Genomic DNA, 21,631 nt, shown 5'->3' with positions numbered 1-21,631 from the left:
TGCTACCGGGCAGCCGTGAGCGCGGGTTCGACCCCAGCGGCCTTGAGAGCGGCGAGGTCCTTGAAACCGCAGATCGACAGGGTCAGATCGAACTGGGCCAAGAACGACTTTAGGTAGTGGGTCAGGCTCTCCGTGCCGCCGTAGGACAGCGCGTAGGCATACGGCCGGCCGATCCCGACCGCGGTTGCCCCCAGCGCCAGCGCGATGACCGCGTCGGTAGCATCGCGCACCCCGGAGTCGAATATCACCGGGGTGGACCCGGCGGCCTTGACCACTTCCGGGAGCAACTGCAGGGTGGAGATGCCCGAGTTAGCCTGTCGCCCACCGTGGTTAGTGCAGTAGACGACGTCGGCGCCGTTGTCGATAGCCAAGCGGGAGTCATCGGCGTGCTGAATGCCTTTGACCGCGATCGGGAGTGTGGTCTGGGACCGGATCCAGCGCAGATCCTCCCAGGTCAGCGGCTGGACACAGACCTTGGCGTAATGCGCCAGCGCGGCGGCCTGATCCTCGTGAGGCGGCTTCGCCAGATGCTTGGTGAAGTTCTCGTCAGAGTAGTAGTTCTGCATGCAGAACCCGCGAAACTGGGGGACGTTTCCGCGCTCTAAATCAGCGGGGCTGAAGCCCAGCTCCCAAGTGTCCACCGTGACCACCAAGGCCGAATAGCCCGCGGCCTGAGCACGATTGATGAAGCTGGCCGCCAGTTCCCGGTCGTTGGGCAGATGCAGCTGGAAGAAGCTTGGAGTGTTGCCGACCTCCTCGATTACCTCCTCCATCGGGTTCTGGGAGAACGTCGACAGTGTGAATGGCACACCGGTCGCCGCCGAAGCCCGAGCCGCAGCAATGTCGCCGTGAAAATCTGGCGCGCACAGGCCCACCATGCCGATCGGGCACATGAAGATCGGCGAGATCAAGCGCTTGCCGAACAACTCAATTGAGAGGTCCCGCTGCGGTGGGCTGACCATCATCCGCGGAACGACTCCGTAATGCGAAAACGCGTCAATTTTGGCCTGCTGAGTCCGCCCGTCCCCCGCTGCCGCAGACACATACCGATACACCCAGTCCGGAAGGGTCTCGGCAGCCTTGTGCTCGATGGACCGAAAGTCGAAAGGATACCGCGAGTTAACTCCCTTGACTGCGTCGGCGTACACCCTCATCTGAAAGTCGCCGAAGTTGCTGGACATTGCTTGGTCCTCTCCCGCGCGGAGATGATCAGATATGGTGTAGTGCTTTGCTTTCCAAGACAGTCGCCAACTCCAGAAGATCGCCGACCATAAGATCGAATTCTCCTTCGGTCGGTGTCCGCTCCACCACGACATCGGCGCCGTATTCCAGGGGTCGCGAGACATAGCAGGTGTGCAGTCCGCATCCCGCAGCCGCCTCGAGGTCTGAGGGGTGCGACGCTACAAACAGCACCTCGCCCGGTTCGAATCCGAGCAGCCCGACCGCACCCAGGTAAGTTTTCGGGTCAGGTTTGTATTGCTGGAAAACATCAGAGCCGAACAAAGCGTCGAACGTGATGCCTGTGGCTCGGACCATGTGTACCAACAGAGCAATATGCCCGTTGGACAGAGGTGCGACAACGTATTTCGTGCGCAAGCGCGCTATGCCTTCGACCGTGTCAGGCCAGGCAGGTAACTCGTGCCACATTCTGGCCAGGTCGAGCAGGGTGTCGTCACCGAGCGCGGGCAGCCCGTGTTGAGGAGCTAACTCGCTCATGGTTTCGGCTTGCAACTGATCGAGGTTGGCCCAGTCACGTTGGCCGGTGCGTACTTTGGCTAACGCTGGGGCGTGGGCGAGCCGCCAGGCCACCGCTAGCGCGGGCCAATCAGCGTCGATATTGCGCGCCCTACCCCACTGCTCGAGTTGGTTCATCACGCCGGTGCGCCAGTCCACCAGTGTTCCGAAGGTATCGAACAACAATGCCCGGATCTCGCTCATTGGCGGAGCTCCTCTGCGGTGTGCCGCGAGTCCAAAGACTGCTGCTGCCAGTCATAATCGACCAGGAAGTCCAGGTCGCAACCCTGGTCGGCTTGTAACACATGCTGGAAGTGCAGGCGCTCATAGCCACGAGCTGGTGCCGAATCACGAGGTGGGGCTTCGGCGGCCCGACGCGCCAGTTCTTCTTCGTCGACCCGCAGATCGATTTTGCCGGTGATGGCGTCGAGCACAATTTCATCGCCGTCGCGGACAAGTCCGATAGGACCACCGACGGCCGCTTCCGGGGTGACATGTAACGCCGTGGGCCCTCCTTCGGTTCCGCTCATGCGTCCGTCAGTCACGCACACCAGCTCGGTGATGCCCGCGTTGAGAAGGACCGCCGGTATTGGGACGAAGTCGATTTCGGGCATGCCGGGGGCACCCACTATTCCCGCATTGCGTAGCACGATGACGCTGTCCGGCGAGGCCTTCAAGTTCGGATCCTTGGCCCGTTCATGAGCGTTGTGATAGTCGAACACGACGGCGGGGCCACGGTGGGTCCAGAACTTGCGCGGTGCCGCCGATCGCTTGAAGATCGCGCCCCGCGGAGCAAGCGAGCCGCGCAACACGACCAAGCCACTCTTGTCCAGGAACGGATCGTCAAGCGAGCGCAGACAGGGATTGGGCTTTGGCTTCGCGTTGCGAACAGCGGCGGCCACGTCGGCTACCGTCCGCCCGTCAGCCAGGACGACGTCGCGGTTCAACAGCGGCTCCAGGACCGCCAACAGAGCGGGGACGCCGCCAGCATGGTCGAAGTCCTCGAGCGCGAAGTCACCGGAGGGGCGCACACCGAGTACCTGCGGCGTCTGTTTGCCGATATCCTCAAATCGGTCCAACCCCAACGAGATCCCCAGCCGCCCGGCGATCGCCGTGAGATGGATGAACTCGTTGGTCGAGCCACCGGTAGCGGACAGCACGCGAATCGCGTTGTCGAAAGCGGCCGGAGTCATCACGTCGTCGGGGCGAATGCCTTCGCGGGCCAGCTCCACTGCACGCGCGCCGGTGCGCTCGCCTAGGTCGCGCCGGCGCGAGTCGACCGCCGGCACTGCCGCTGAGCCCGGCAGCGCCATGCCGACGACCTCCGCGGCGATGGACATCGTGGTGGCGGTACCCATCACGTTGCAGGTGCCGACGGTGGGCGCGAAGGTGCCTTCGAGCTCGTCCCACTCCTGGTCATCAATGCGGCCCGCGAACCGGTCCGGCGCCAGAGTCCAGATGTCGGTAGTGACGATCGAGCGTCCCTGGAAATAGCCGCAGCTGCGCGGGCCAGCGGTCAGCATGATGGCCGGTTTGCCGGCGCTGGCCGCACCCATCAATTGCGCCGGTACGGTTTTGTCGCAGCCGGCTAGCAGGACCACCCCGTCGATCGGGCTGCATCGGATCATCTCCTCGACGTCCATGGACATCAGGTTGCGCAGCAGCATCGAGGTCGGCTTGAGCATGTTCTCGTTCAGCGAGATCGTCGGGAACACGACGGCGGTGCCGCCGGCCGCGGTGACTCCTCGTTTCACTGCGTCGGCCACATCCCGCAATCCCATGTTGCAGGGATTGAGCTCACTGAAGCTTGAACAGATCCCGATGATCGGGCGCCGCCGCACCTCTTCCTTGCTCAGACCACCCGCCCGCAGAAAGGCCCGCATGATCGTTCCTTCCGCGTCACCGGCGAAGTGATCGCCATTGATCGGGGGACCACCTCCGGCGGTGACATCGCGGCGGGTGCGCGCCTTTGAGTGACCGATACCCGATGCGTCAGGTCCTGTTGTCATGTCCACCTCCCTTTTGATTTCCCGCGTTGACAGTGATCTTGAAGATGGCGGTGGTGATAGCGCCGAAGGCACCGCGGCCTCCGATGAACAGCCGTTTGGTGTCATAGCCGGCAACGTCTTTCACAGTTTCGCCGCCGAAGCGGGCCGGGGCGTCGCCGTCAGGTAGGACGATCTCGAGGCCAAGCAACGCATGGCGAACGTCCCGTCGTTCAGCGGCGTTGGGGTTCGCGATGAGTTCGCCGACGGTGCGCTCTGTCGCCTCGGCGGGGATGGCTGCACAGCGCACTCCGTGTTCGCTGAGGTGCCGGGAGAGGTCGTCGAGCCTGACCGCGGCCCTGACGACCAGGCTCAAATTCGCAGTGTTGACTGCTATCTCGATGCCGCGCGTGATCGCGGCGGTCGCTGTCGGGTGTCCTTGGAGTGCGGTACGCACAGCGGCCTCAAATGAACTCATGTCGGGTTCATCCGGTGATTCATCGGGCAACATGATGCCGGGGTTAAGCAGGCCGGTGGGGTCGAAGACCCGCTTGATTGCACGTTGCGCGGCGATCTCGACGGGCGTGAAAAGCTTAGTCATGAATTGGCGCTTTTCAGTGCCAACGCCATGCTCGCCGGTGATGGTCCCACCCAATTCCAATGCTGCTTCGATTATTTCGCTATTGGCGGCTTCTAGCGCGGCTGGTGCGTTTGGGTTGTCGCGGTCGTAGAAGGTGGTGGGATGCAGGTCACCGTCGCCGGCGTGACCAGTCACCGCGATGAACAGCAGCGCGTCGGAGTGGCGGGCAGCGGCAGCCTGGATAGCGTCCTGCATGTCGGGTATGTGTTGACGAGGCACGGTGACGTCCCCGATGAAGAAGCCCTTCCCGCTGCCCACCACGGCGTCGAAGAGATGCAGGCGGCCGTACCACAGCTTCGCACGGGCGTCCTCGTCGTCGGCGCGGCGCACCTCTACCGCGGTGCGTCGCAGCACCTGTTCCACGATTTCGGTGTCGCGGTCGACCTGTTCAGGGGTGCCGTCAATGTCGATGAGCGCAATCGCGTCGACATCGGTGGGGTAGCCGCTGTCGGCGAACTGTTCCAGGCCGGCGATACCGGCGCGGTCGAGCCATTCCACCGCGGCGGGTACCGTCCCGGTCCGGATGATGGCGGAGATGGTCTCAGCGGCATCATGTGCGGTGGCGAAGCTGCCCATGAGGCTTCGCGTCACCGACGCGATCGGGCGCAGCGCCACGGTGGCCTCGGTCAGAATTCCCAGTGTGCCCTCCGAACCGATGAGCACACCCAGCAAATCGGGTCCGTCGTCCTCAGCGTTGAGGTGGATGACGGTGCCATCGGCCAGCACTAACTCCACGCCCAGGACGTGGTTGTAGGTGACGCCGTATTTCAAAGCGTGTGGACCACCCGCGTTTTCGATAATGTTGCCTCCGACCGTGGCCAGGTGGGCCGACACGGGGTCCGGTGAGAAGCACAGTCCGTGCGGGTCCAGGTGTTGTTGCAGGTCGGCGTTGATCACGCCGGGCTGGATTCGGGCGGTGCGGGCGGCGGGGTCGATGTCGAGAACCCGGTCCATGGTGGACAAGTCGATCATCACCCGGTCCGGGGCGGGCATCATCGCACCGGCACAGTTGGATCCGCCGCCGCGGGTGACCATGTGAATGCCATGGTCGGCGGCGATGCGTAGGACCGCGATGACCTCCTCGCGGGTGTTGGGACGCACTAGCAGTCCGGGTGTACCGCCGAAGCCCCAGTAGTCGTGACCCTTTGCGGTCAGCGTGTCGGCATCGGTAACCACTGCACCTGGCCGAGCCAGCACGGCGGAAAACGCCTTGACAGCAACGTCATCCATGCCATCTCCTCACACGTTGCGCTCTGCTGCGGCCCAGGCGGCCTCATCGCCCGGCTCGGGCAGTACACGGCCGAATTCCACGGCGAAGCGCGCCGGGCCGGGTTGAATGACGACAGTCACCTGCTCGGCGGGCGCGCTTGTAATCCGGGTCACCGCGGCAGCGATCTCAGTGGCCAGGCGGGAGGTTTCGTCGGCGGGGTGGCCTTCGCGCACCCAGGAACTCACCAGCACCGGACTGGCCGGCACACCGCCGCTGTAGATGCTGTCCTGGGGCAGCTCGTGAAACACCACGGTGACATAGGCGCTGGGGACGTGGTTGATCGCCGAATGGATATTCCCGATCTCAGCCGCCAAAGCGGCCTTGGTGTCAGACGTCAGCTTCGATGCGGTTGTGGTGCAGGTATAGATAGGCATATTCGTCCCTTGTCAGCGCGGTGGGCGGTCAGCCCAGATTCGCGGGCTTGGGTTTGGTCGGCACCACGATGACCGTGGGGCCGTCGGCGCCGAGCGCAGCGTTGAATTCCTTGGCCAACTGGTCTATATCGCCCACGGTGACCGCGTGGCAACCGAAGCCGATCGCCAGCGACTCGATATCCAGCCCGGGCAACTCCAGGCCGGGCACCCCGGGTGTCTTTTCCAGCAGGGCAAACGATTTCAGCACCGAGTATTCGCCGTTACGCATCACCACAAACACGACCGGTAGCTTGTGTTGAGCTGCGGTGTAGATCGCCTGAATGGAGTACTGGAACGACCCGTCACCGATGGTGGCCACGACCGTACGGTTGACTCCACGGGCGCGATCACCCAGCGCGACGCCCACCGCGCCGGGCACCCCCCAGCCGATACCGCCGCTGGCGGTGGCAAAGAACGACGCCGGGCGGGTGGTGAGCAGCCAGCGCAGCTCGGCCAGCGTCGAGGTGGACTCCATCACCAGCGCCGTATCGGCGGGCCTGACGTCGGCCAGCGTCGACCACACGGCGTCGGTGCTCAGTGGCGCCGACTCGGTACGGTCCACTTCCACCGCCGGAACCTGAGCGGCGGGCAGCTGGCGGTCGCTGTGATCGCTGATCAGGTCGATGAGCTGCTCCAACACGAGCAGCGGATCGCCTAGCAGGCTGTCGCCGACTGGCGCCGCGCCCGAGATCTCGGGATCGGCAGTCATCTGCAGTAGGTCGCTGCCGTCGGGCAGGTACTCCCCGGCTACGTAGGGGTAGTAGCGGAAAACTTGAGCCCCAATAACAATCACCAGATCATGTCCGCGCATAAGCTCGGTGGCACCGGAGATGGTCATCGGCACCGTTCCCCGGTAGAGGCGGTGATTTTCCGGGAAGGACACCCGATCGGCCAGCGGGCAGTTGTACACCGGTGCACCGAACTTCTCCGCGAACGCCACCCCGGCGTCCCACGCACCGGCCCGATCGACCTCGGGGCCGAGCACCACCATCGGGTTCTGCGCGGCGTCGATGCGCGCGGCGAACTCGCGCAACCGCGCCGCATCCGGGCCTACCCGATAGCTGACCGTGCGCACCACCGCCGGCCCCAGCGCGGGCTTGTCCCAATCGTCAAGTGGGATCGACAAATACACCGGGCCAGCCGGCGGCTGCAGCGCCACCGCATAAGCCCGCATGAACGCCGCGGGTACGTCCTCGGCGCGGGCCGGCTCATAAGCCCACTTCACCCACGGCAGCGGCATCAGCGTCGCGTCCTTGTTGGTCAGATACGGGTCCACACCGACCATTTCCCGGGTCTGCTGACCGGCGGTCACAATCAACGGGGTGTTGCCCTGGTAAGCCGCGATCAGGTTGCCCATCGCGTTGCCGGTTCCCGCGCCGGTGTGCACGTTGACCAACGCCGGTTTGCCGGTGGACTGCGCGAACCCGTCGGCCATCGCCAGCACCGACGCCTCCTGCAAGCCGAGGACATAGGTGAAGTCGTCGGGGAAGTTTTTGAGGAAGGTCTCCTCGGTGGAGCCAGGGTTGCCGAAGATCGTCGTCAACTCCAATGTGCGAAGCAGGTCGTAGGTCACGTCTTGGACGGTTGGTTGGTTGCGCTGGTTCGTCATAGTCGTGAATCCCTTCGAGATGCTCTTGAAGGCCGTGCACACGGTTCGCTGTAGGGATAATCATCAGCGCCGAGACGGTGCAGTGGCATCAGAGAGTCCACAGTGCAACTCCACAGTCAGCGGGCTGAGCGAGTTGCGGCGTTTGCTGGGTGGCCGATGGTGCCGCGCGGCCGGACAAGGCCCAAAGGGTCGCGTCAGTCAGGCAGGACGCGGTCGAGCTGCCTGCGGGACTGGACGTTGAGCTTGGTGAAGACCTTCTGCAAGTGGTACTCCACGGTGCGGGTGCTGATGAACAGTCGCGCGCCGATTTCCGGGTTGGAATGCCCGTCGCGGGCCATCCGCGCGATTTGGCCTTCCTGCGCCGTCAGCAGCTGCGGCTCGGCGACAACGGTGCGCTTGCGCGCCGTCCCACCGGTGGCGTCGAGCTCGCGGTGGGCCCGCTGGGCGAACCCCTCCATCCCCATCTCCTCAAACATGTCGTAGGCACAGCGAAGCTCGGCGCGCGCCTGGGTGCGTCGGCGTTCCCGGCGCAGCCATTCGCCGTAGAGCAGGTGAGCACGAGCCAGATCCGGGCGCAGGCGGGTGGGGCCCAGCCGCTCGATCGACTCGCGGAACAGATCCTCGACGACTCGGCCCTCGTTGACCAGCGCCCGGCACCGCGCCTCCACACCGCATGCCCAATCGGTGCCGCTAGCACTGGTCACCTCGGCGAGCTCGGCCACGGCGTCGGTGGCGAGGTCGGTGTGCCCGCAGCGCGCGGCAGCCTCGATGAACTCGACAGCCCGAAAGGCACCTACTGAGAGCCGGGCGAGCAGCGATGATGACTGAGCACCACCGCTGGGCGAATCCGCCGAAGACGAGTTCGGGGTCAGCATGCTGAACTGTGCCGAATTAGTCGCGGAGTGCAGAGCTGCTTGGCAGTCGCCAACGCCGTTGTTCGCCATTGCGCTCGTCCAGGTAGCCACCGTCATCCCGAACCCTTCGCCCCGTTGGCTCAGATCACTGCGTGCGGCGTCGATCAGGTCGCCCACTTCGCCGGGTCGGCCCCGCATTCCCGCCACAACGAGGGCCGCATACGGCGGAAGACCGCTGCCGGTCGCTTTGACCACCGCCTGCAACTCCTGGCTTACCGCGGCGGCGTCGCGCAGGTCGCCGGCATACGCGAGGCAGAGCACCTTGAAAGACAGGGCCATCGGAAGCTCGCTGAGCGCACCGAGGCTTCGGGCAAGCTCGACGTGGCGATCCGAAAGCAGCTGCCAGCGGTGGTAGTCCCACAGGTGCTGGGCGGCCAGCATGCTTGCGAGCACGTGCCCGCGCAGCTCTATCTCGGGTGACATGCCGTCGCTGAACTGATCCAGCGCCGCGCGCAGGATCGGCGCCCCCGCCGCGTATCCCTGGGCGTAGTGGGCCGCGATGCCATCCAGCAGCAGGTCGGCTGCGGTGGGAATGCCCGCGGGCGGTGGCGCCTCCGCGGCGGCCCGGGCGAGTTGTCCCACGTCACCGCGTGTCACCCTGTCGCTGAAAATCCCGGCGGTCACTGCCTGTAGGTAGGTCGAGCGAGCAAGACCCGCGTCGATGGATTGCAGCCGCTGGGCGGCCTTCAACAGCAGACGCGGCGCGTCACCGCCCCGGGTGGTCGCAAACGCCAGCTGTGCCTGGATCAGCTCGATCCGCGCCTGCTGAAAATCACTGGGCGCCTGCGCCTTCGCGATCGACAGCAGGTCGCGCGCCGCCTCAAACCCACCAGCCTGAACCTGAGCCGACGCGGCGCCCAGCGCCCGCTCGGCCCGCTTCTCGGGATCCAGCGTCAACATGGTGGCCCGCTCCATAAACGCCGCCGCCGCGGCCAGCCCACCCCGGGCTTGCGCGCGGCCTGCCGAACCTTGCAGCTCGGCGGCCACCGCTTCATCGGGTCCCGCGGCGGCATGCGCGCCGTGCCAGGCATGACGATCGGGGTCCAGCCGCGCATCGGTGACCTGCGCCAAGGCGCCATGCACCTGCTGTCTCTCCCGCACCGAGGCCGTGGTGTAGACCACCGAACGCACCATTGGATGCCGAAACAACACCCGGGTACCAAATTCCACTAGACCGTCCTCGACCGCAGGTCCCGCCGCGTCGGCGTCAATTCCCAAGCGCGCTCCAGCCCGCCACACCAGCCCCGCATCGCCGAGCGGATCAGCCGCCGCGATAAGTAACAACTGGCGAGTCTTCTCGGGCAGCACGTCCAACCGCCGCCGAAAGCCTTCCTCTACACCGCCCGGCAACCGGACCGCACCGGGCAGTCCGAAACCGCCCGACCACTGCTGAGTCGTCAGCGCCCGCGGCCACTCCAGCAACGCCAGTGGATTACCGCCGGTCTCCAACACCAGCTGATCGCGCACCCAGCCATCGAGCGGGACGGTCACTTCAGCATCCAGCAGCGCCCGCGCATCCGCAGCACCCAACCCCGCCACGGGAAGCTGTGACAGTCCCGCCAAATCCGAAGTGGGCACCCGCGCGGCGAACACCAGGCCCACCGACTCAGCCGCCAACCGGCGCGCCACAAATCCCAGCACCTGCGCCGAGGCGTGATCAAGCCACTGCTCATCGTCGACCACACACACCAACGGCTTCTGTTCGGCGGCGTGAGCCAACAGGCCCAGTGTGGCCAGCCCGACCAAAAACCGGTCCGGCGCTGGCCCCAAACTCATCCCCAACGCGATCCGCAGCGCATCGCCCTGGCGCTTCGGCAGATCGTCCAGGCCAGCGAGCAGGGGTGCGCACAGCTGATGTAGGCCGGCAAAGGCCAGCTCCATCTCAGACTCGACGCCCGAGGTCTGCACCAACAGGCACTCCGCCGTGCGCCCAATTAGGTGCTGCAGCAATGCCGTCTTACCCACGCCAGGCTCGCCGCAGAGCACCAGCGCCCGGCTCTGCCCGGCGCACACGGCGTCAACCAGCCGGTCCAACATGCTGCACTCGGCTCGACGGTCAACCAGCTTCATCGCACCCGAACCGCCGCTCCACGTCTAAAACGCACGGTACGTCCAAGCCTACCTGCGAGACCCCCAAACAGCCCCGGCCATCGCGCCTTTACTGATCCGAGGTGGGAAGCGATGTCGGTCCGACAGTGCGAGACCTCGGTCCACGAGAGCTCCACCGTCTCCCACCCCGCGTTCGTCGACAAAGCCGCGGACGGACAAACAACCTCAGATTGATGGCGATCGCCCACAAGCTAGTTCCGCGACAACGGGACAGGTGTCACAACGTCGCCGGATCCCACGGCAGGCGATACATGTTGCTGCACGGCAAATAGGCCCGAAGTTCCTGGCCAGGTCCTGATGAGCGCTCGCCACGGGCGCCAGAAATCACACGGGTGGGACCGGCCCGGCATCTACGGGCCCGTCCCACCCGGATCAGACCGGAACGAACCCCGGGGCCGCCGTGCTCGACGACCCGAACCGCGATCGCCTCACGCTCAAGATCAAACCCCCGGAGGCATGTTCAGCAAGGATCGTGCACGACCGGCCTGATCCCGTCCAGCAGCAGGCCGATCACTCGATCAGCGACATCGGGGGTGTGGGTGCCCACGGCTTGGCAGGCGACGATGACCGCTTTTGCTTCGCGCACAGTGAGTTCCGGCTGCACGGTGCCAGCCTGCTTCGCGGCCGCCAGCAGCTCGCCGAGCAGGTCCATGAAATGGGACTCGGCGACGGCGACGTGGTCGACGTCGACTTCGTCTCCCGCCAGCACTTGCGTCAGGCCCCGATCAGCTGCACCCCACTCCGTAGCCATGGCACGCACGAACCCGAACAGCGCCTGGCCCGGGTCTTCGCTGTCGAGCAAGGCCCTGCCAGCGGTCACAAGCTGTCTCAGTCGGTGTTCGACAGCAGCCGCGAACAAGGCGTTCTTCGTCGGAAAGTGCCGGTAGACGGTCCCGATCCCCACCCCCGCGCGATTGGCGATCTCGTCGACGGCCGCCGACAGGCCCTCGGTAGCAAAGCTCCGATAGGCGGTTTCCAGGACCAGTGCCCGGTTGCGGGCCGCGTCGGCGCGTAGTGGCCTGACCTTGTCACTCACCGCGATCGTCTCCTGTGCTGCGCCCTTACAAGCGGAGCGCAGATTCCGTACAGTCGGGATAGAAGCGGAGGAATCACTCCGATTAGTCCGATTGTAGTGAGGATCTCTCATGACGAAGTGGACAACCGCCGATATCCCGGATCAGACCGGCCGCACCGTGATCGTGACCGGAGCCAACTCGGGGCTCGGCTTCGAAACCGCTACCGCCCTTGCCGCCAAGGGTGCACGCGTCGTCATGGCCGTGCGCAACCTCGACAAGGGTGAGACCGCCGTCGCCCGGATCACGGCGGCCAAACCGGCAGCCACGGTCGAACTGCAGCAGCTCGACCTGGGATCGCTGGCCTCTGTCCGAACCGCAGCCGCGGAACTGAAAGCCGCCTATCCGCGCATCGACCTGCTGATCAACAACGCCGGGGTGATGTACCCACCCAAGCAGAGCACCGCCGACGGCTTCGAGCTGCAGTTCGGCACCAACCACCTCGGCCACTTCGCACTCACCGGACTGCTACTGGACAACCTTCTTCCCATGCAGGGCTCCCGCGTGGTAACGGTCAGCAGCATCGGGCACCGCATCCGTGCGGCCATCCATTTCGACGACCTGAACTTCGACAACAGGTACAACCGCGTGGCCGCCTACGGCCAATCCAAGCTGGCCAACCTGCTGTTCACCTACGAACTGCAGCGCCGCCTGGCCACCGCCGCCGAACCCACGATCGCCCTTGCCGCCCACCCCGGAGGCTCGAACACCGAACTCGGCCGACATCTGCCCGCCGTCATACGGGTGCCGACGATGAAGATGGTGGCCCAGCCTGCCGCCATGGGCGCGCTGCCCACCCTGCGTGCGGCCACCGACCCCGCCGCGGCAGGCGGGCAGTACTACGGCCCCGACGGATTCGCCGGCACCCGCGGCTACCCCGAACCGGTGTCGTCGAGCAAGCAGTCTCACGACACCGACCTGGCTCGACGGCTGTGGCAGGTCTCCGAGGAACTGACCGGGGTCACCTACCCGATCGACTGACCCCACCGCGACCACACCGGCCGTGCTTCGGATACATCCGGTACGCAGCTTCCGCGGCGAAGCCGCCAGCATCATCCCGTTCGACATCTCCACCCCTCAGACCTGTCGAAATACGAGGAAGACTACGTGCCGTACCCAAGACCATCCGAGACATCCACCGGTATGTATAACGAGTAGCCGCGCGACGCCGAGCGGTATACCGATGGTGAAGGTTCGCCGCTCTGGGCTCTACGCCGCCGAGTTCTTCCACCGCGCCGTCAACGGACCCTCGCACTCACTTCGAAGCTTCTAGTGGTGGTGGTGTTGGCGCACCGTCCCAAGCGCTTCTCTATGCTCGTACAACTACCCGCCGTGTTGCGACGACTCCTGGAATCCGCCATGTCAGGTGTGGGGCCGAGCCGAATGCGATGCCTCTGCAGTCAGTAGAAGACGCATAGGCTCCAAGGAATCGGTCCCCCGTTTGCGAGGGACATCTACTGACGGGCTTCTGCTGGAGACAGCATGAGTCGCAAGCCCAGTTCGAAGCGGTCGTCGCCGGGCGTGGTCAGAATCGCCGGTAATGCCTGTGCGGTGAGCGGAAAGCGCGCGGAATCGACCGATTCGCGCAGCGCGTCGATCCGGTCGCGGTCGGATCCCCCGTACAGCGCGGCCAGTGCTTGCTCCTCGATGCAGAAGCCGACGATGAAGTGGCGCAGCAGGAAGGTGCGCTGGGCAGCCTCGGCTTGCGGGACGCCGGCTTCCCTCCAGGCGTCCAAGACCGATTCGATCACGTCGAAGCCGGCCGGTTCGGCGGCCAGGGTTCCGGCGAAGACCCGCGCGGCGTCACGGTGAGTGAGCAGAGTGCATCGCAGCGCATGCGCCCAGCGTGCGATGCACTCCCGCCACGGCGCGCGCCGATCTGCTGCGGTCAACAGTGCTGCAGCGTCCCTGCTCAGGGCGACGGCCATCGCCCGGAAGATGTCGTCCTTGGACTTGACGTGCCAGTACAGCGTGGACGCATGCACCCCGAGTTCGGCGGCGAGCGCGCGCATGGTGACGCCCTCGATGCCCGTCTCGTCCAGAAGGCGCAGCCCGGCGCGTGCGATCACATCTCGGTGGAGCTTCTCTGCCACCTCGAAAGTCTAACAATGTTCGAGTAATCTCAAACGTTGTTGGAGAGGACATGGCCGAATCCGTAGGAGGATGGAGATGTCACTCGAGAACCAGGGCGTAGCGCCCGTGATCATCGCGGGGGCCGGTCCCACCGGATTGACGCTCGCAACCGAGTTGCGGCGCGGCGGTGCGGACGTGCTGCTGCTGGACCGCCGGGCCGATCGCGGCGTGGACGGATCGCGCGCCGCGGGGATGCAGCCGCGCACAGTTGAGATGCTCGACCAGCGCGGCATCGTCGATCGCTTCCTGGCCCTCGGTCCACCGCTCAACCTCGGCAATTTCGCGGGCATCATTCTCGACTACTCGCAGCTCGAGAGCCGGTTCCCGCACACGTACAACATCATGCAGGCCGACACCGAGCAGGTCCTCGAGAGCGTTGCCGCAGATCTCGGCGCATCGGTGCGGTGGTCCACCGAGGTAACCGGCCTGCGTCAAGATGCCGGCGGCGTCGAGGTCACCGTGCACGGTCCGGACGGCGTGGAAACCGTGCGCGGTAGCCACCTGGTCGGGTGCGACGGCGGTCGCAGCATCGTCCGCAAACTGACGGGCGTGGGATTCCCGGGCACCGATGCGACGATGGTGTGTCTCATCGGCGACGTCGAGCTCGACGAGCCGCCGCAGCACCAGATGTTCCTCGACCGACGCGAGGCCGGTCTGATCACGGTCGTCCAGTTCCGACCGGGCTGGTACCGCGTCGTCACCAGTGAACGCGAGCGGTCGGCCGCTGCGGGGGATCCGGTGACGCTCGCGGAGCTGCAGGCCTCCACTCGCAGGATCGCCGGCACGGATTTCGGAATGCACAGCGCCAGTTGGCTCTCGCACTTCAACGACGCCATTCGCCAGGTCGATCGCTACCGGTCGGGCCGGGTGTTCCTCGCCGGCGATGCAGCGCACATCCACGTGCCGGCGGGCGGGCAGGGGATGAACATGGGAATGCAGGACGCGTTCAATCTCGGATGGAAGCTGGCGGCGGTGCTCCGCGGTAACGCCCCCGACTCGCTGCTGGACACGTACCACGACGAGCGGCACGCCGCCGATGCCGAAACACTGAAACTGATTCGGGCGCAATCAATTCTGTGCGAACCCGAACCGAAACTGGCCGACCTCCTCGAGCTGATGGCACGGCTGGTCAGCTTCGACGACGTCAACCGCTACCTGACCGCCGCGCTGTCCGGGTTGGACCTGCAGTATCCGACGGCCGGAGGGCACGCCCTGCTGGGACGCCGAGTTCCCGATGCCGACATCATTTCCGGCAGCGGGGCCACACGCATCTTCGACTTACTGAGGGACGCACGGCCGGTGCTGCTGGACTTGTCGCACACGCCCGGGCTGACGGAGGCTGCAGCTGCCTGGGCCGGGCGGGTCGACGTCGTCACGGCCAACTGCGCAGCAGACTCCTGGGCGGTACCCGGCGCCGGAACCATTGCGACGCCGTCAGCGCTGCTGATTCGACCCGACGGGTACGTCGCGTGGGTGGCCGGCGACAACCTGGATCTCGATGCGCTGCGCGGCACCCTCGGCACCTGGTACGGGCCGGAGGCACTGGGCTCCCCCCGGCATCCCACCGCAGTTCAGCGGCCTGCCCTGGACCCCGGAGCGGTCCGCTGACGCGTTTCCGCCAGAAGCGGTCGCGGGACGCTTCACCTCGCTCACGAGAAATATGTCGGACGCCAACCCCTGATCCGTGCGGCACAATCGGCACACAAACCTGGATACAATACCCACGTAGTATCTCCGCGCTGACAAGCTGCGGCCGGAACACATCCGAGGCGCCGATCTGGGGCATCATGACCCCCTCTGAAGGCGTATCGTTCCGATCGCCCGGCACCGAGACGTCGGCACGATCGTTCTCGCCCGCGGCGATCTCAGTTGCTGTGTTCCCACAGCCACCCGCCTGATGCCGAAGGCCTTCACCGACGCCCGCGTAAACTGCCTCGGCTACCCAGATAACAGCGGGGTGGACGCCACCGCCGCCGAGCGATTCACGTTCATTCCGGGGCCTGACGGCACCGCTATGAGCGTTCTCGTCGCCCACGGCAACGGCGGCACGAGATGTGTTGCTCCGTATTTGAATCGCCGGCAAACACAGAGAGCTGGGCCACGAAGTTCGGGGAACACCTGATCACCAAGAGCAATCCCCCGCAACTACGCGCCCGCCATCGTCAGCATCACCGCAGCCCTCGGCACCGAATCCGACCTCACACCGACATCTCCCCAGCACGACTAGCCCGGGACCTGCCATCTGCGCAACTCAGAACTGCCAGCGACGACTTCAGGGCCGTCCTGGTGTCCGGACGGCTCGAGCGGGTCGGGAGCTTCTGCTTCCACTTCGACGGCGAGCGGTGGGAATGGTCGGACGCGGTCGCCCGCATGCACGGCTACGAGCCCGGTGAGGTCGTCCCCACCACCGCGCTGCTACTCGAACACAAGCACCCCGACGACCGGGACAGTGTGGCGGATCTGCTGCGGCGGGTATTGCAGGACGGGGAGCCGTTCAGCAGCAAGCATCGAATCATCGACACCGCTGGCAAGGTCCATCACGTCGTGGTCGTCGGTCAGCGCGTCATGACCGACGGGCAGGCCACCGGGACGTCAGGCTTCTACATCGATGTCACCGACTCTGTCCGCCGCGACATCGACCGCACGATCACCGAGAACCTCTCTGCATTCATCGAGTCCCGCGCTGTCATCGAAACAGGCGAAGGGCGCGCTGATGGTGGTCTACGGCATCTCCGCCGAACGCGCATTCGATGTCTCCTGGCCCATTTCGTCATGCTTCTTCGGAGATGGGTCGAGGTGACGGTGGTGCCTGGTTCACCGCCCCATCCGTGGGAGGAACCAGCGGAACCGGTCGAGGCGCCCGTCGACCCGTGCCGCCGTCGCCACACCAACAGCATGGCGGAAGTGGTGCGGCTGCCACCGCCGATGATCGGACGCACGACGACTCTCTCACCCTAGGAACCCGTTCCCATTCGGCATGCCGTTTTCGGGGTGAGAGCGACGCAGGTCTTGTGGACCGTGTCGCTTCAGCGTCCGCCGACGGGTGCATACCGCCCCTGCCGTGAAGAGACGGCACCGGTCGGGTGTTCCCCTCACCGCGGCCAGTGCCGCCCTGATCGCTCACGACCCCACCGCGCCATAGCGTGTGGCGTTGCCCCGAACTTGCCACCCGGACTTGCCACCCGACCTTCACGGCCGATCTGAACCGGCGACCACAGCCGACGCTACGCGAAAACACCGATCACGCAACGGGACGAACAGCGCGCTGACGTGCAGATACGACGTATCAGGACGAGAAAGTCAGGACCCCACGCCAGGACCCTGTGGATCAGCGGATGCCTGTGATCTCCTGCGCGATTGCGGCCTGGCGCACCTGGGTGGCCGAAACGACACCGCGCCGGTTCTTGTTCGCCTCCTGTGTACGCCACGATCGCCCGGTACGGGCAGTATCGGTCACCGAACTGACCTGTCGGTCCTCACGCGTAGGTTGCGCCTCGTGGCGCGCTTGTCCTTCGAGCCACCCGAGCGCCCCGAGTGATCCTCGGGGCGCTCGTGGCTTAGGAAAGGTAACGGTTACCTGAGTCTCAACCGCGCCGACGCCGTCCGCCATACGCTTCGAGATGCGGCCCGGCCACATCGCCGCTGCGATTCGCATACGGCCGCAGTTCGCGGCACCAGTATTGGCCTGCCTGGTGGCAGTTTGCGGACGTGGGCGGCGCTGCGCCCGAGACCCTGCGCGCGGCGCCGTCTCCGCATGTCGAGACATTCATCGCTCTATGTTGATCCATTCCGACCGATACATGCTGTTCACGCACGGCACTCACGCGAGTAGCGTCGACGCTGCGGCCCGGCCACACAGCGCACGCGGCACAGCACTCTTCGAAGCGGGCCGCAGCCTGCGGGCACGCATCTTGCGGCAGGGATCGTGCGACTGCAGGCGACCGGGGCCGGCACCGTGTCCATCCGTGTCTCAAGCGAACTGCACGGTGCCGTTCCTCCACACCCCGTAAGCACCGTTCGCGAGCGTTGACGCGGCCGATGATGCGAGTAGCGTCGGCATTGCCGCCCGCCGATATCGCATCCTCCTTCTGGGCGACGGCCCGCAGCAACGCCAAACGCATCGTGCGCGGTGGGGTTGTGGGTGACGAGCGGCACCACGACGAGTGGACCGCGGTGCCGCTCCCGAAGCTCTTCCCATTCGATCACCTGTCCGATAAGTTCGCTTTGCCGCGATGTCGTAAGCCAACGATGCGGCAGGTGGGGCGGCAGGGTAGCCACCTATAGGTCCGCCCCACCCCAGAAACGACGAAAGGGCCCCGACCCGGACAGAGACTGAACTGCTCCCCGGAAGTTGGACTGGCCAAGTGAGATCGTAACGGGGCTATGCAGCAAGGGCCTGAGTCCGGTATTCAACCGGGCTCAGGCCCTTCAGCGTTGAGTGGCTTCGTTCGGTGTTGAACCATGCGATGTAGTCATCGATCGCGATGGTGAGAGTGTCGACAGTGAGGAACGTGGTGTTGCAGTAGAGCTCGTCCTTCAGATGCCCGAAGAAGCTCTCCATGACCGCGTTGTCGAGGCAGTTGCCCTTGCGTGACATCGACTGGATCGCGCGCCCCTCCAGCAGTCGCCGCCAGGAAACATGCTGATACTGGAATCCTTGATCGGAGTGGACGATCGGCTTCTGCCCTCGGTGCCTGGTCTTCAACGCCCGGCGCAGCGACGTGTTCGTCAACGCGAGATTCGGGGAAGTTCCGTGTGCGTGACCGATGATCTGCCGATCGAACAGGTCCATCACCGTCGAGAGGTAGACCTTCTGCTCGCCGACACGAAACTCTGTCACGTCGGTGACCCATTTCTGGTTCGTCCCCGTGGTCGTGAAGTCGCGCCTCAACAAGTTCGGGGCGATCTTGCCGGCCTCGCCCTTGAACGAGACATAGCGTTTGCGACGGATCGCGCAACGCAGCCCGAGCGTATTCATCAGCTTCAGGACGGTCTTCTTCGATACAACCCGGCCTTCGCGGCGCAGCCGCTGGTGGATGCGGCGACGCCCGTGCCGGTCGAAGATCCGCCGGATCGTGGTCTTGAGCTCCGCGTGCTTGTCCGGCTCGGACAGCCTGGCTTGGTGGTAGAAGAACGTCGACCGCGCGAGACCGGCGATCTTCAGCAACGTGGTGAGGGGATGGACGGCCTTGAGGGCAATGACGGCGTTCACCTTGTCCGTCGTTTCTCCTCCATCAAGGCCCGCAATTTTCCCAGGTACGCGTTCTCTGCCCGGAGATACTCGACCTCACGGCGAAGACGGTCCAGCTCCGGCTCCTCGCCCGTGACTGTGTTCTTGGCTGGTCGCCCCTTCGGCTTCGGACGCAACGCATCTTCGCCGTGAGCGCGATACTCCCGAACCCACCTACGCAGCAGGACAGGCGAAGACAACCCGCCTTCCTCCGCCAGCTCCGCGAGTGTCTCGCCCGCGAGGAACCGCTGTACAAGGTCCAGTTTCAGTTCGAACGGATACACAGCAGGCGTTGCCTTCTTCGACACCAGCACTCCTCTGCCTCGGACCCGCCACCGCTGGTGCAACCTACGAATCGGATCGCGGGACACCTCCAACGACGTCGCTACGGCCCTCGAAGCCGCACCTTTCTCGAACAACGCTACTGCTGCGATGCGCTGCTCTTGCGTCAACGAACTTCGTCTGTCCAAAAGACTGACCCCCGGGAGTCGGAACCGATTTCTCAGTCCAACTCCCCGGGGTCAGTTCAGATCCGGGTCGGGGCCTTTCGTCTATTGCCGGGGCTTCTCAGGGGTCTGATCGGCCGGTAGTGTCTGGCCGGCACCACCCAGACGGTGCACACACGGCCCCGCCAGGCAGTCACTTGACCAGGCGGGGCCGTCCAATACACCCGAGCTCCCCTGCCTCTCCGCGTTACCCGCTGTTTCTGCAACCACCGATCCCCGAAATTGACTGGTCCAGCAGGTGCGCTGGCCGGTACACGATTCCACTGCAAGTACTGCACTTGTAGGTGCGATGCCCGCCGTAGTCGGTGCACCCGCAGGCCATCCAGCCGATCACGTCGCGATCAGCCCGAGCTGATGCCTGCGCGGGCAGAGCTGCGTTACCGTTCTCCACTCGGCGCGCCACCATTTTCACACATACCCTAAAGGGCAAAATCACCGGAAAGAGGAACCACCGCAAAGCGTTTCGTCGACTACATCGAGGACGTGAGCCTCAATATCTTGCGTCAAAAGGTGGCAGGTGCTGAGACTTGATTCGGACTTGCCGATAACGCCGCCGTGCGCCGGTGGGCAGTCATCCTACGGATCCGGGGTGAGCAGGTCGACGAAGCAGTGCCGTACGCCGGCGAGATGCAAGGGCGCCGACGCTTCGATTGCGGCCATGCCCTCGTCGGTGAGCAGGATGTCGAATCCGGGGGCGTCGGTATCGCACGGGGCGCGGCGAACGCTTCCGCGGGCTTCCATCCGGGCGATCTGAAGGTCACCCTGTCGCTGGCGACCGATTTCGAGAACTACTCGGTCTTCACCCCCCAACGCCCACCAATCAAGGCCGTGAACGCAATGATCGATCAGGTCATCACCTGGAGCAATGCGCTCGCCCCGGTTCGCGACGCGGTAGCAGCAGCGTGAAGTACGGACACACGACATCAATCAAGATCGGGCTAACGTCGCTTCATCGACCACGCGTGAGCCACTGCCGACACCGGCCCTTCACTAGAGCACCCCGGTCGCTACCTTCGGCCAGGGCATATGACGATACGTCCCGGAAAGTGTTCGGCCACAGCGCTGTAGGCGTCGGGGCCGTGGTCGAGGTCGTAGACGTGCCCGACGGGCACAGGCCGGAACTGGCTGCGCTCGAAGTACGGTGCGAGCGCGGAAAGCCTCCGCGCGGACGCGGTGAGATCGAGTTTGAGGCTGTTCACCCCGAGAAGCCGAAGTTCACGACGATAGAAGTCGATCAGATCTAGCTCCACGGTGCGCCGACCGACGGCGCTGATGACGACGAGGCATCCGCCGGGGGCCAAGGAGGCGAGGGCGGCCGGGGTGGTGACACCGCCGACGGCGTCGTAGACGACGTCGACGCCCCGTCCGCCGGTCAGTCGCCGTAGTTCGTCGGAGACCTCCGCCGGGTCCTCGGTGAGAGGGACGAATGCCTCGATGGCCTGTGCTGCGGGAGAGCCTTCGCCGGGGGCCGTCCGGGCGACGCCGAACACACGTGCTCCGCGAGCTCGGGCGATCTGTGCCACCGCGCTGCCGACCCCGCCGCGGACGCCGAACACTGCGATGGATTCTCCGCTCGACAGGTTCGCGGTTTCCACGACTCCGAGCCATCCGACGATGAAGTTGACGCCGACCACGGATGCCTCTTCGAAACTGAGGTTCTCCGGTTTTCGTGAGAGCGACGCGACCGGCACCTGGATGCGTTCCGCGTGCGAGCCGTCGATACTGAACCCGACATCGCCACCGGTCCCCCACACGTCGACTCCGCGCCAGTCCTCGGGCCCGTCGACGACCCTGCCCGCGAAGTCGCGTCCCGGGACTCGGGGTAGCGTTGTGCCTTCCATCGCGCCGGCGACATTCTTGACGTCGGAGGGGTTGATCGAGGCGGCTTCGACCTCGACCACGGCACGGTCCGGGGTGGCTTCTGGATCGGCGATCTCGACGACCGAGAGCACCTCTGGTCCTCCGAACCTCTCGAATCGCAATGCGCGCATGATCAATTCCTTCCTGGCGCTTTC

At 65.2% G+C, this 21,631-nt stretch carries 15 protein-coding genes and 1 pseudogene; 4 read left to right on the top strand and 12 right to left on the bottom strand.

The annotated features are described in order from the left end of the window. Positions 1 to 2 precede the first annotated feature (2 nt). The 8 genes from ACQ5DX_RS28345 to ACQ5DX_RS28310 form a co-directional block, all read right to left on the bottom strand. The gene (locus tag ACQ5DX_RS28345) at positions 3 to 1,181 is read right to left on the bottom strand and encodes an alpha-hydroxy-acid oxidizing protein (protein ID WP_430336075.1); all 1,179 of its coding nucleotides are present in this window, start codon (positions 1,179 to 1,181) and stop codon (positions 3 to 5) included. A gap of 28 nt (positions 1,182 to 1,209) precedes the next feature. After that, positions 1,210 to 1,938: a haloacid dehalogenase type II gene (locus ACQ5DX_RS28340; RefSeq protein ID WP_430336074.1), complete on the bottom strand. Its 729-nt coding sequence runs from the start codon at positions 1,936 to 1,938 to the stop codon at positions 1,210 to 1,212. Then, positions 1,935 to 3,743: a dihydroxy-acid dehydratase gene (locus ACQ5DX_RS28335; RefSeq protein ID WP_430336073.1), complete on the bottom strand. Its 1,809-nt coding sequence runs from the start codon at positions 3,741 to 3,743 to the stop codon at positions 1,935 to 1,937. Before ACQ5DX_RS28335 ends, ACQ5DX_RS28340 begins: the two co-directional genes overlap by 4 nt. After that, positions 3,727 to 5,589, bottom strand: a complete 1,863-nt coding sequence (locus ACQ5DX_RS28330) for an FAD-binding oxidoreductase (RefSeq protein ID WP_430336072.1) — start codon at positions 5,587 to 5,589, stop codon at positions 3,727 to 3,729. Before ACQ5DX_RS28330 ends, ACQ5DX_RS28335 begins: the two co-directional genes overlap by 17 nt. 9 nt (positions 5,590 to 5,598) lie before the next feature. Then, positions 5,599 to 6,003, bottom strand: coding sequence for a tautomerase family protein (locus ACQ5DX_RS28325; protein ID WP_430336071.1), 405 nt, complete (start codon positions 6,001 to 6,003; stop codon positions 5,599 to 5,601). Between the two features lie 28 nt (positions 6,004 to 6,031). Next, positions 6,032 to 7,651 (bottom strand): benzoylformate decarboxylase, encoded by a 1,620-nt coding sequence (gene mdlC, locus ACQ5DX_RS28320; protein ID WP_430336070.1) that lies wholly within the window; start codon positions 7,649 to 7,651, stop codon positions 6,032 to 6,034. Between the two features lie 194 nt (positions 7,652 to 7,845). Next, positions 7,846 to 10,635: a helix-turn-helix transcriptional regulator gene (locus ACQ5DX_RS28315; RefSeq protein ID WP_430336069.1), complete on the bottom strand. Its 2,790-nt coding sequence runs from the start codon at positions 10,633 to 10,635 to the stop codon at positions 7,846 to 7,848. Between the two features lie 499 nt (positions 10,636 to 11,134). Beyond that, complete coding sequence (locus ACQ5DX_RS28310; protein WP_430336068.1) at positions 11,135 to 11,710, bottom strand: TetR/AcrR family transcriptional regulator; 576 nt, start codon at positions 11,708 to 11,710, stop codon at positions 11,135 to 11,137. Positions 11,711 to 11,819: 109 nt separating this feature from the next. On the opposite strand from ACQ5DX_RS28310, the gene ACQ5DX_RS28305 reads away from it, so the two are divergent. After that, complete coding sequence (locus tag ACQ5DX_RS28305; protein WP_430336067.1) at positions 11,820 to 12,728, top strand: SDR family NAD(P)-dependent oxidoreductase; 909 nt, start codon at positions 11,820 to 11,822, stop codon at positions 12,726 to 12,728. A gap of 473 nt (positions 12,729 to 13,201) precedes the next feature. Here the strand turns inward: ACQ5DX_RS28305 and ACQ5DX_RS28300 are convergent, their stop codons facing one another. Then, positions 13,202 to 13,816 carry a TetR/AcrR family transcriptional regulator gene (locus tag ACQ5DX_RS28300; RefSeq protein ID WP_430336066.1) on the bottom strand — a complete coding sequence of 205 codons (615 nt, stop codon included), beginning with the start codon at positions 13,814 to 13,816 and terminating at the stop codon, positions 13,202 to 13,204. Positions 13,817 to 13,916: 100 nt separating this feature from the next. Here ACQ5DX_RS28300 and ACQ5DX_RS28295 point away from each other — a divergent pair, with 100 nt between their 5' ends. Both ACQ5DX_RS28295 and ACQ5DX_RS28290 read left to right on the top strand, forming a co-directional pair. Further along, positions 13,917 to 15,488: an FAD-dependent monooxygenase gene (locus tag ACQ5DX_RS28295; protein WP_430336065.1), complete on the top strand. Its 1,572-nt coding sequence runs from the start codon at positions 13,917 to 13,919 to the stop codon at positions 15,486 to 15,488. A gap of 675 nt (positions 15,489 to 16,163) precedes the next feature. Next, positions 16,164 to 16,635, top strand: a pseudogene (locus ACQ5DX_RS28290) (PAS and ANTAR domain-containing protein); the annotation flags it as partial. A 1,626-nt stretch (positions 16,636 to 18,261) separates the two neighbouring features. Here the strand turns inward: ACQ5DX_RS28290 and ACQ5DX_RS28285 are convergent. Together ACQ5DX_RS28285 and ACQ5DX_RS28280 are read right to left on the bottom strand one after the other, a co-directional pair. Then, a complete protein-coding gene (locus tag ACQ5DX_RS28285; RefSeq protein ID WP_430336064.1) occupies positions 18,262 to 19,092 on the bottom strand; it encodes an IS3 family transposase in 831 nt (276 codons plus the stop codon). After that, positions 19,089 to 19,418, bottom strand: coding sequence for a transposase (locus tag ACQ5DX_RS28280; RefSeq protein WP_430336063.1), 330 nt, complete (start codon positions 19,416 to 19,418; stop codon positions 19,089 to 19,091). Before ACQ5DX_RS28280 ends, ACQ5DX_RS28285 begins: the two co-directional genes overlap by 4 nt. An 807-nt stretch (positions 19,419 to 20,225) precedes the next feature. On the opposite strand from ACQ5DX_RS28280, the gene ACQ5DX_RS28275 reads away from it, so the two are divergent. Further along, positions 20,226 to 20,522 (top strand): hypothetical protein, encoded by a 297-nt coding sequence (locus ACQ5DX_RS28275; RefSeq protein ID WP_430336062.1) that lies wholly within the window; start codon positions 20,226 to 20,228, stop codon positions 20,520 to 20,522. A gap of 101 nt (positions 20,523 to 20,623) precedes the next feature. Here the strand turns inward: ACQ5DX_RS28275 and ACQ5DX_RS28270 are convergent, their stop codons facing one another. Beyond that, a complete protein-coding gene (locus tag ACQ5DX_RS28270) occupies positions 20,624 to 21,607 on the bottom strand; it encodes a quinone oxidoreductase family protein (protein WP_430336061.1) in 984 nt (327 codons plus the stop codon). Positions 21,608 to 21,631: the final 24 nt, after the last annotated feature.

The sequence above is a fragment of the Rhodococcus sp. ACT016 genome, assembly GCF_050477185.1.
Lineage (GTDB): Bacteria > Actinomycetota > Actinomycetes > Mycobacteriales > Mycobacteriaceae > Prescottella.
The sequence above is the reverse complement of the archived record's forward strand: the minus strand, read 5'-3'. Positions and strand labels throughout refer to the sequence as shown.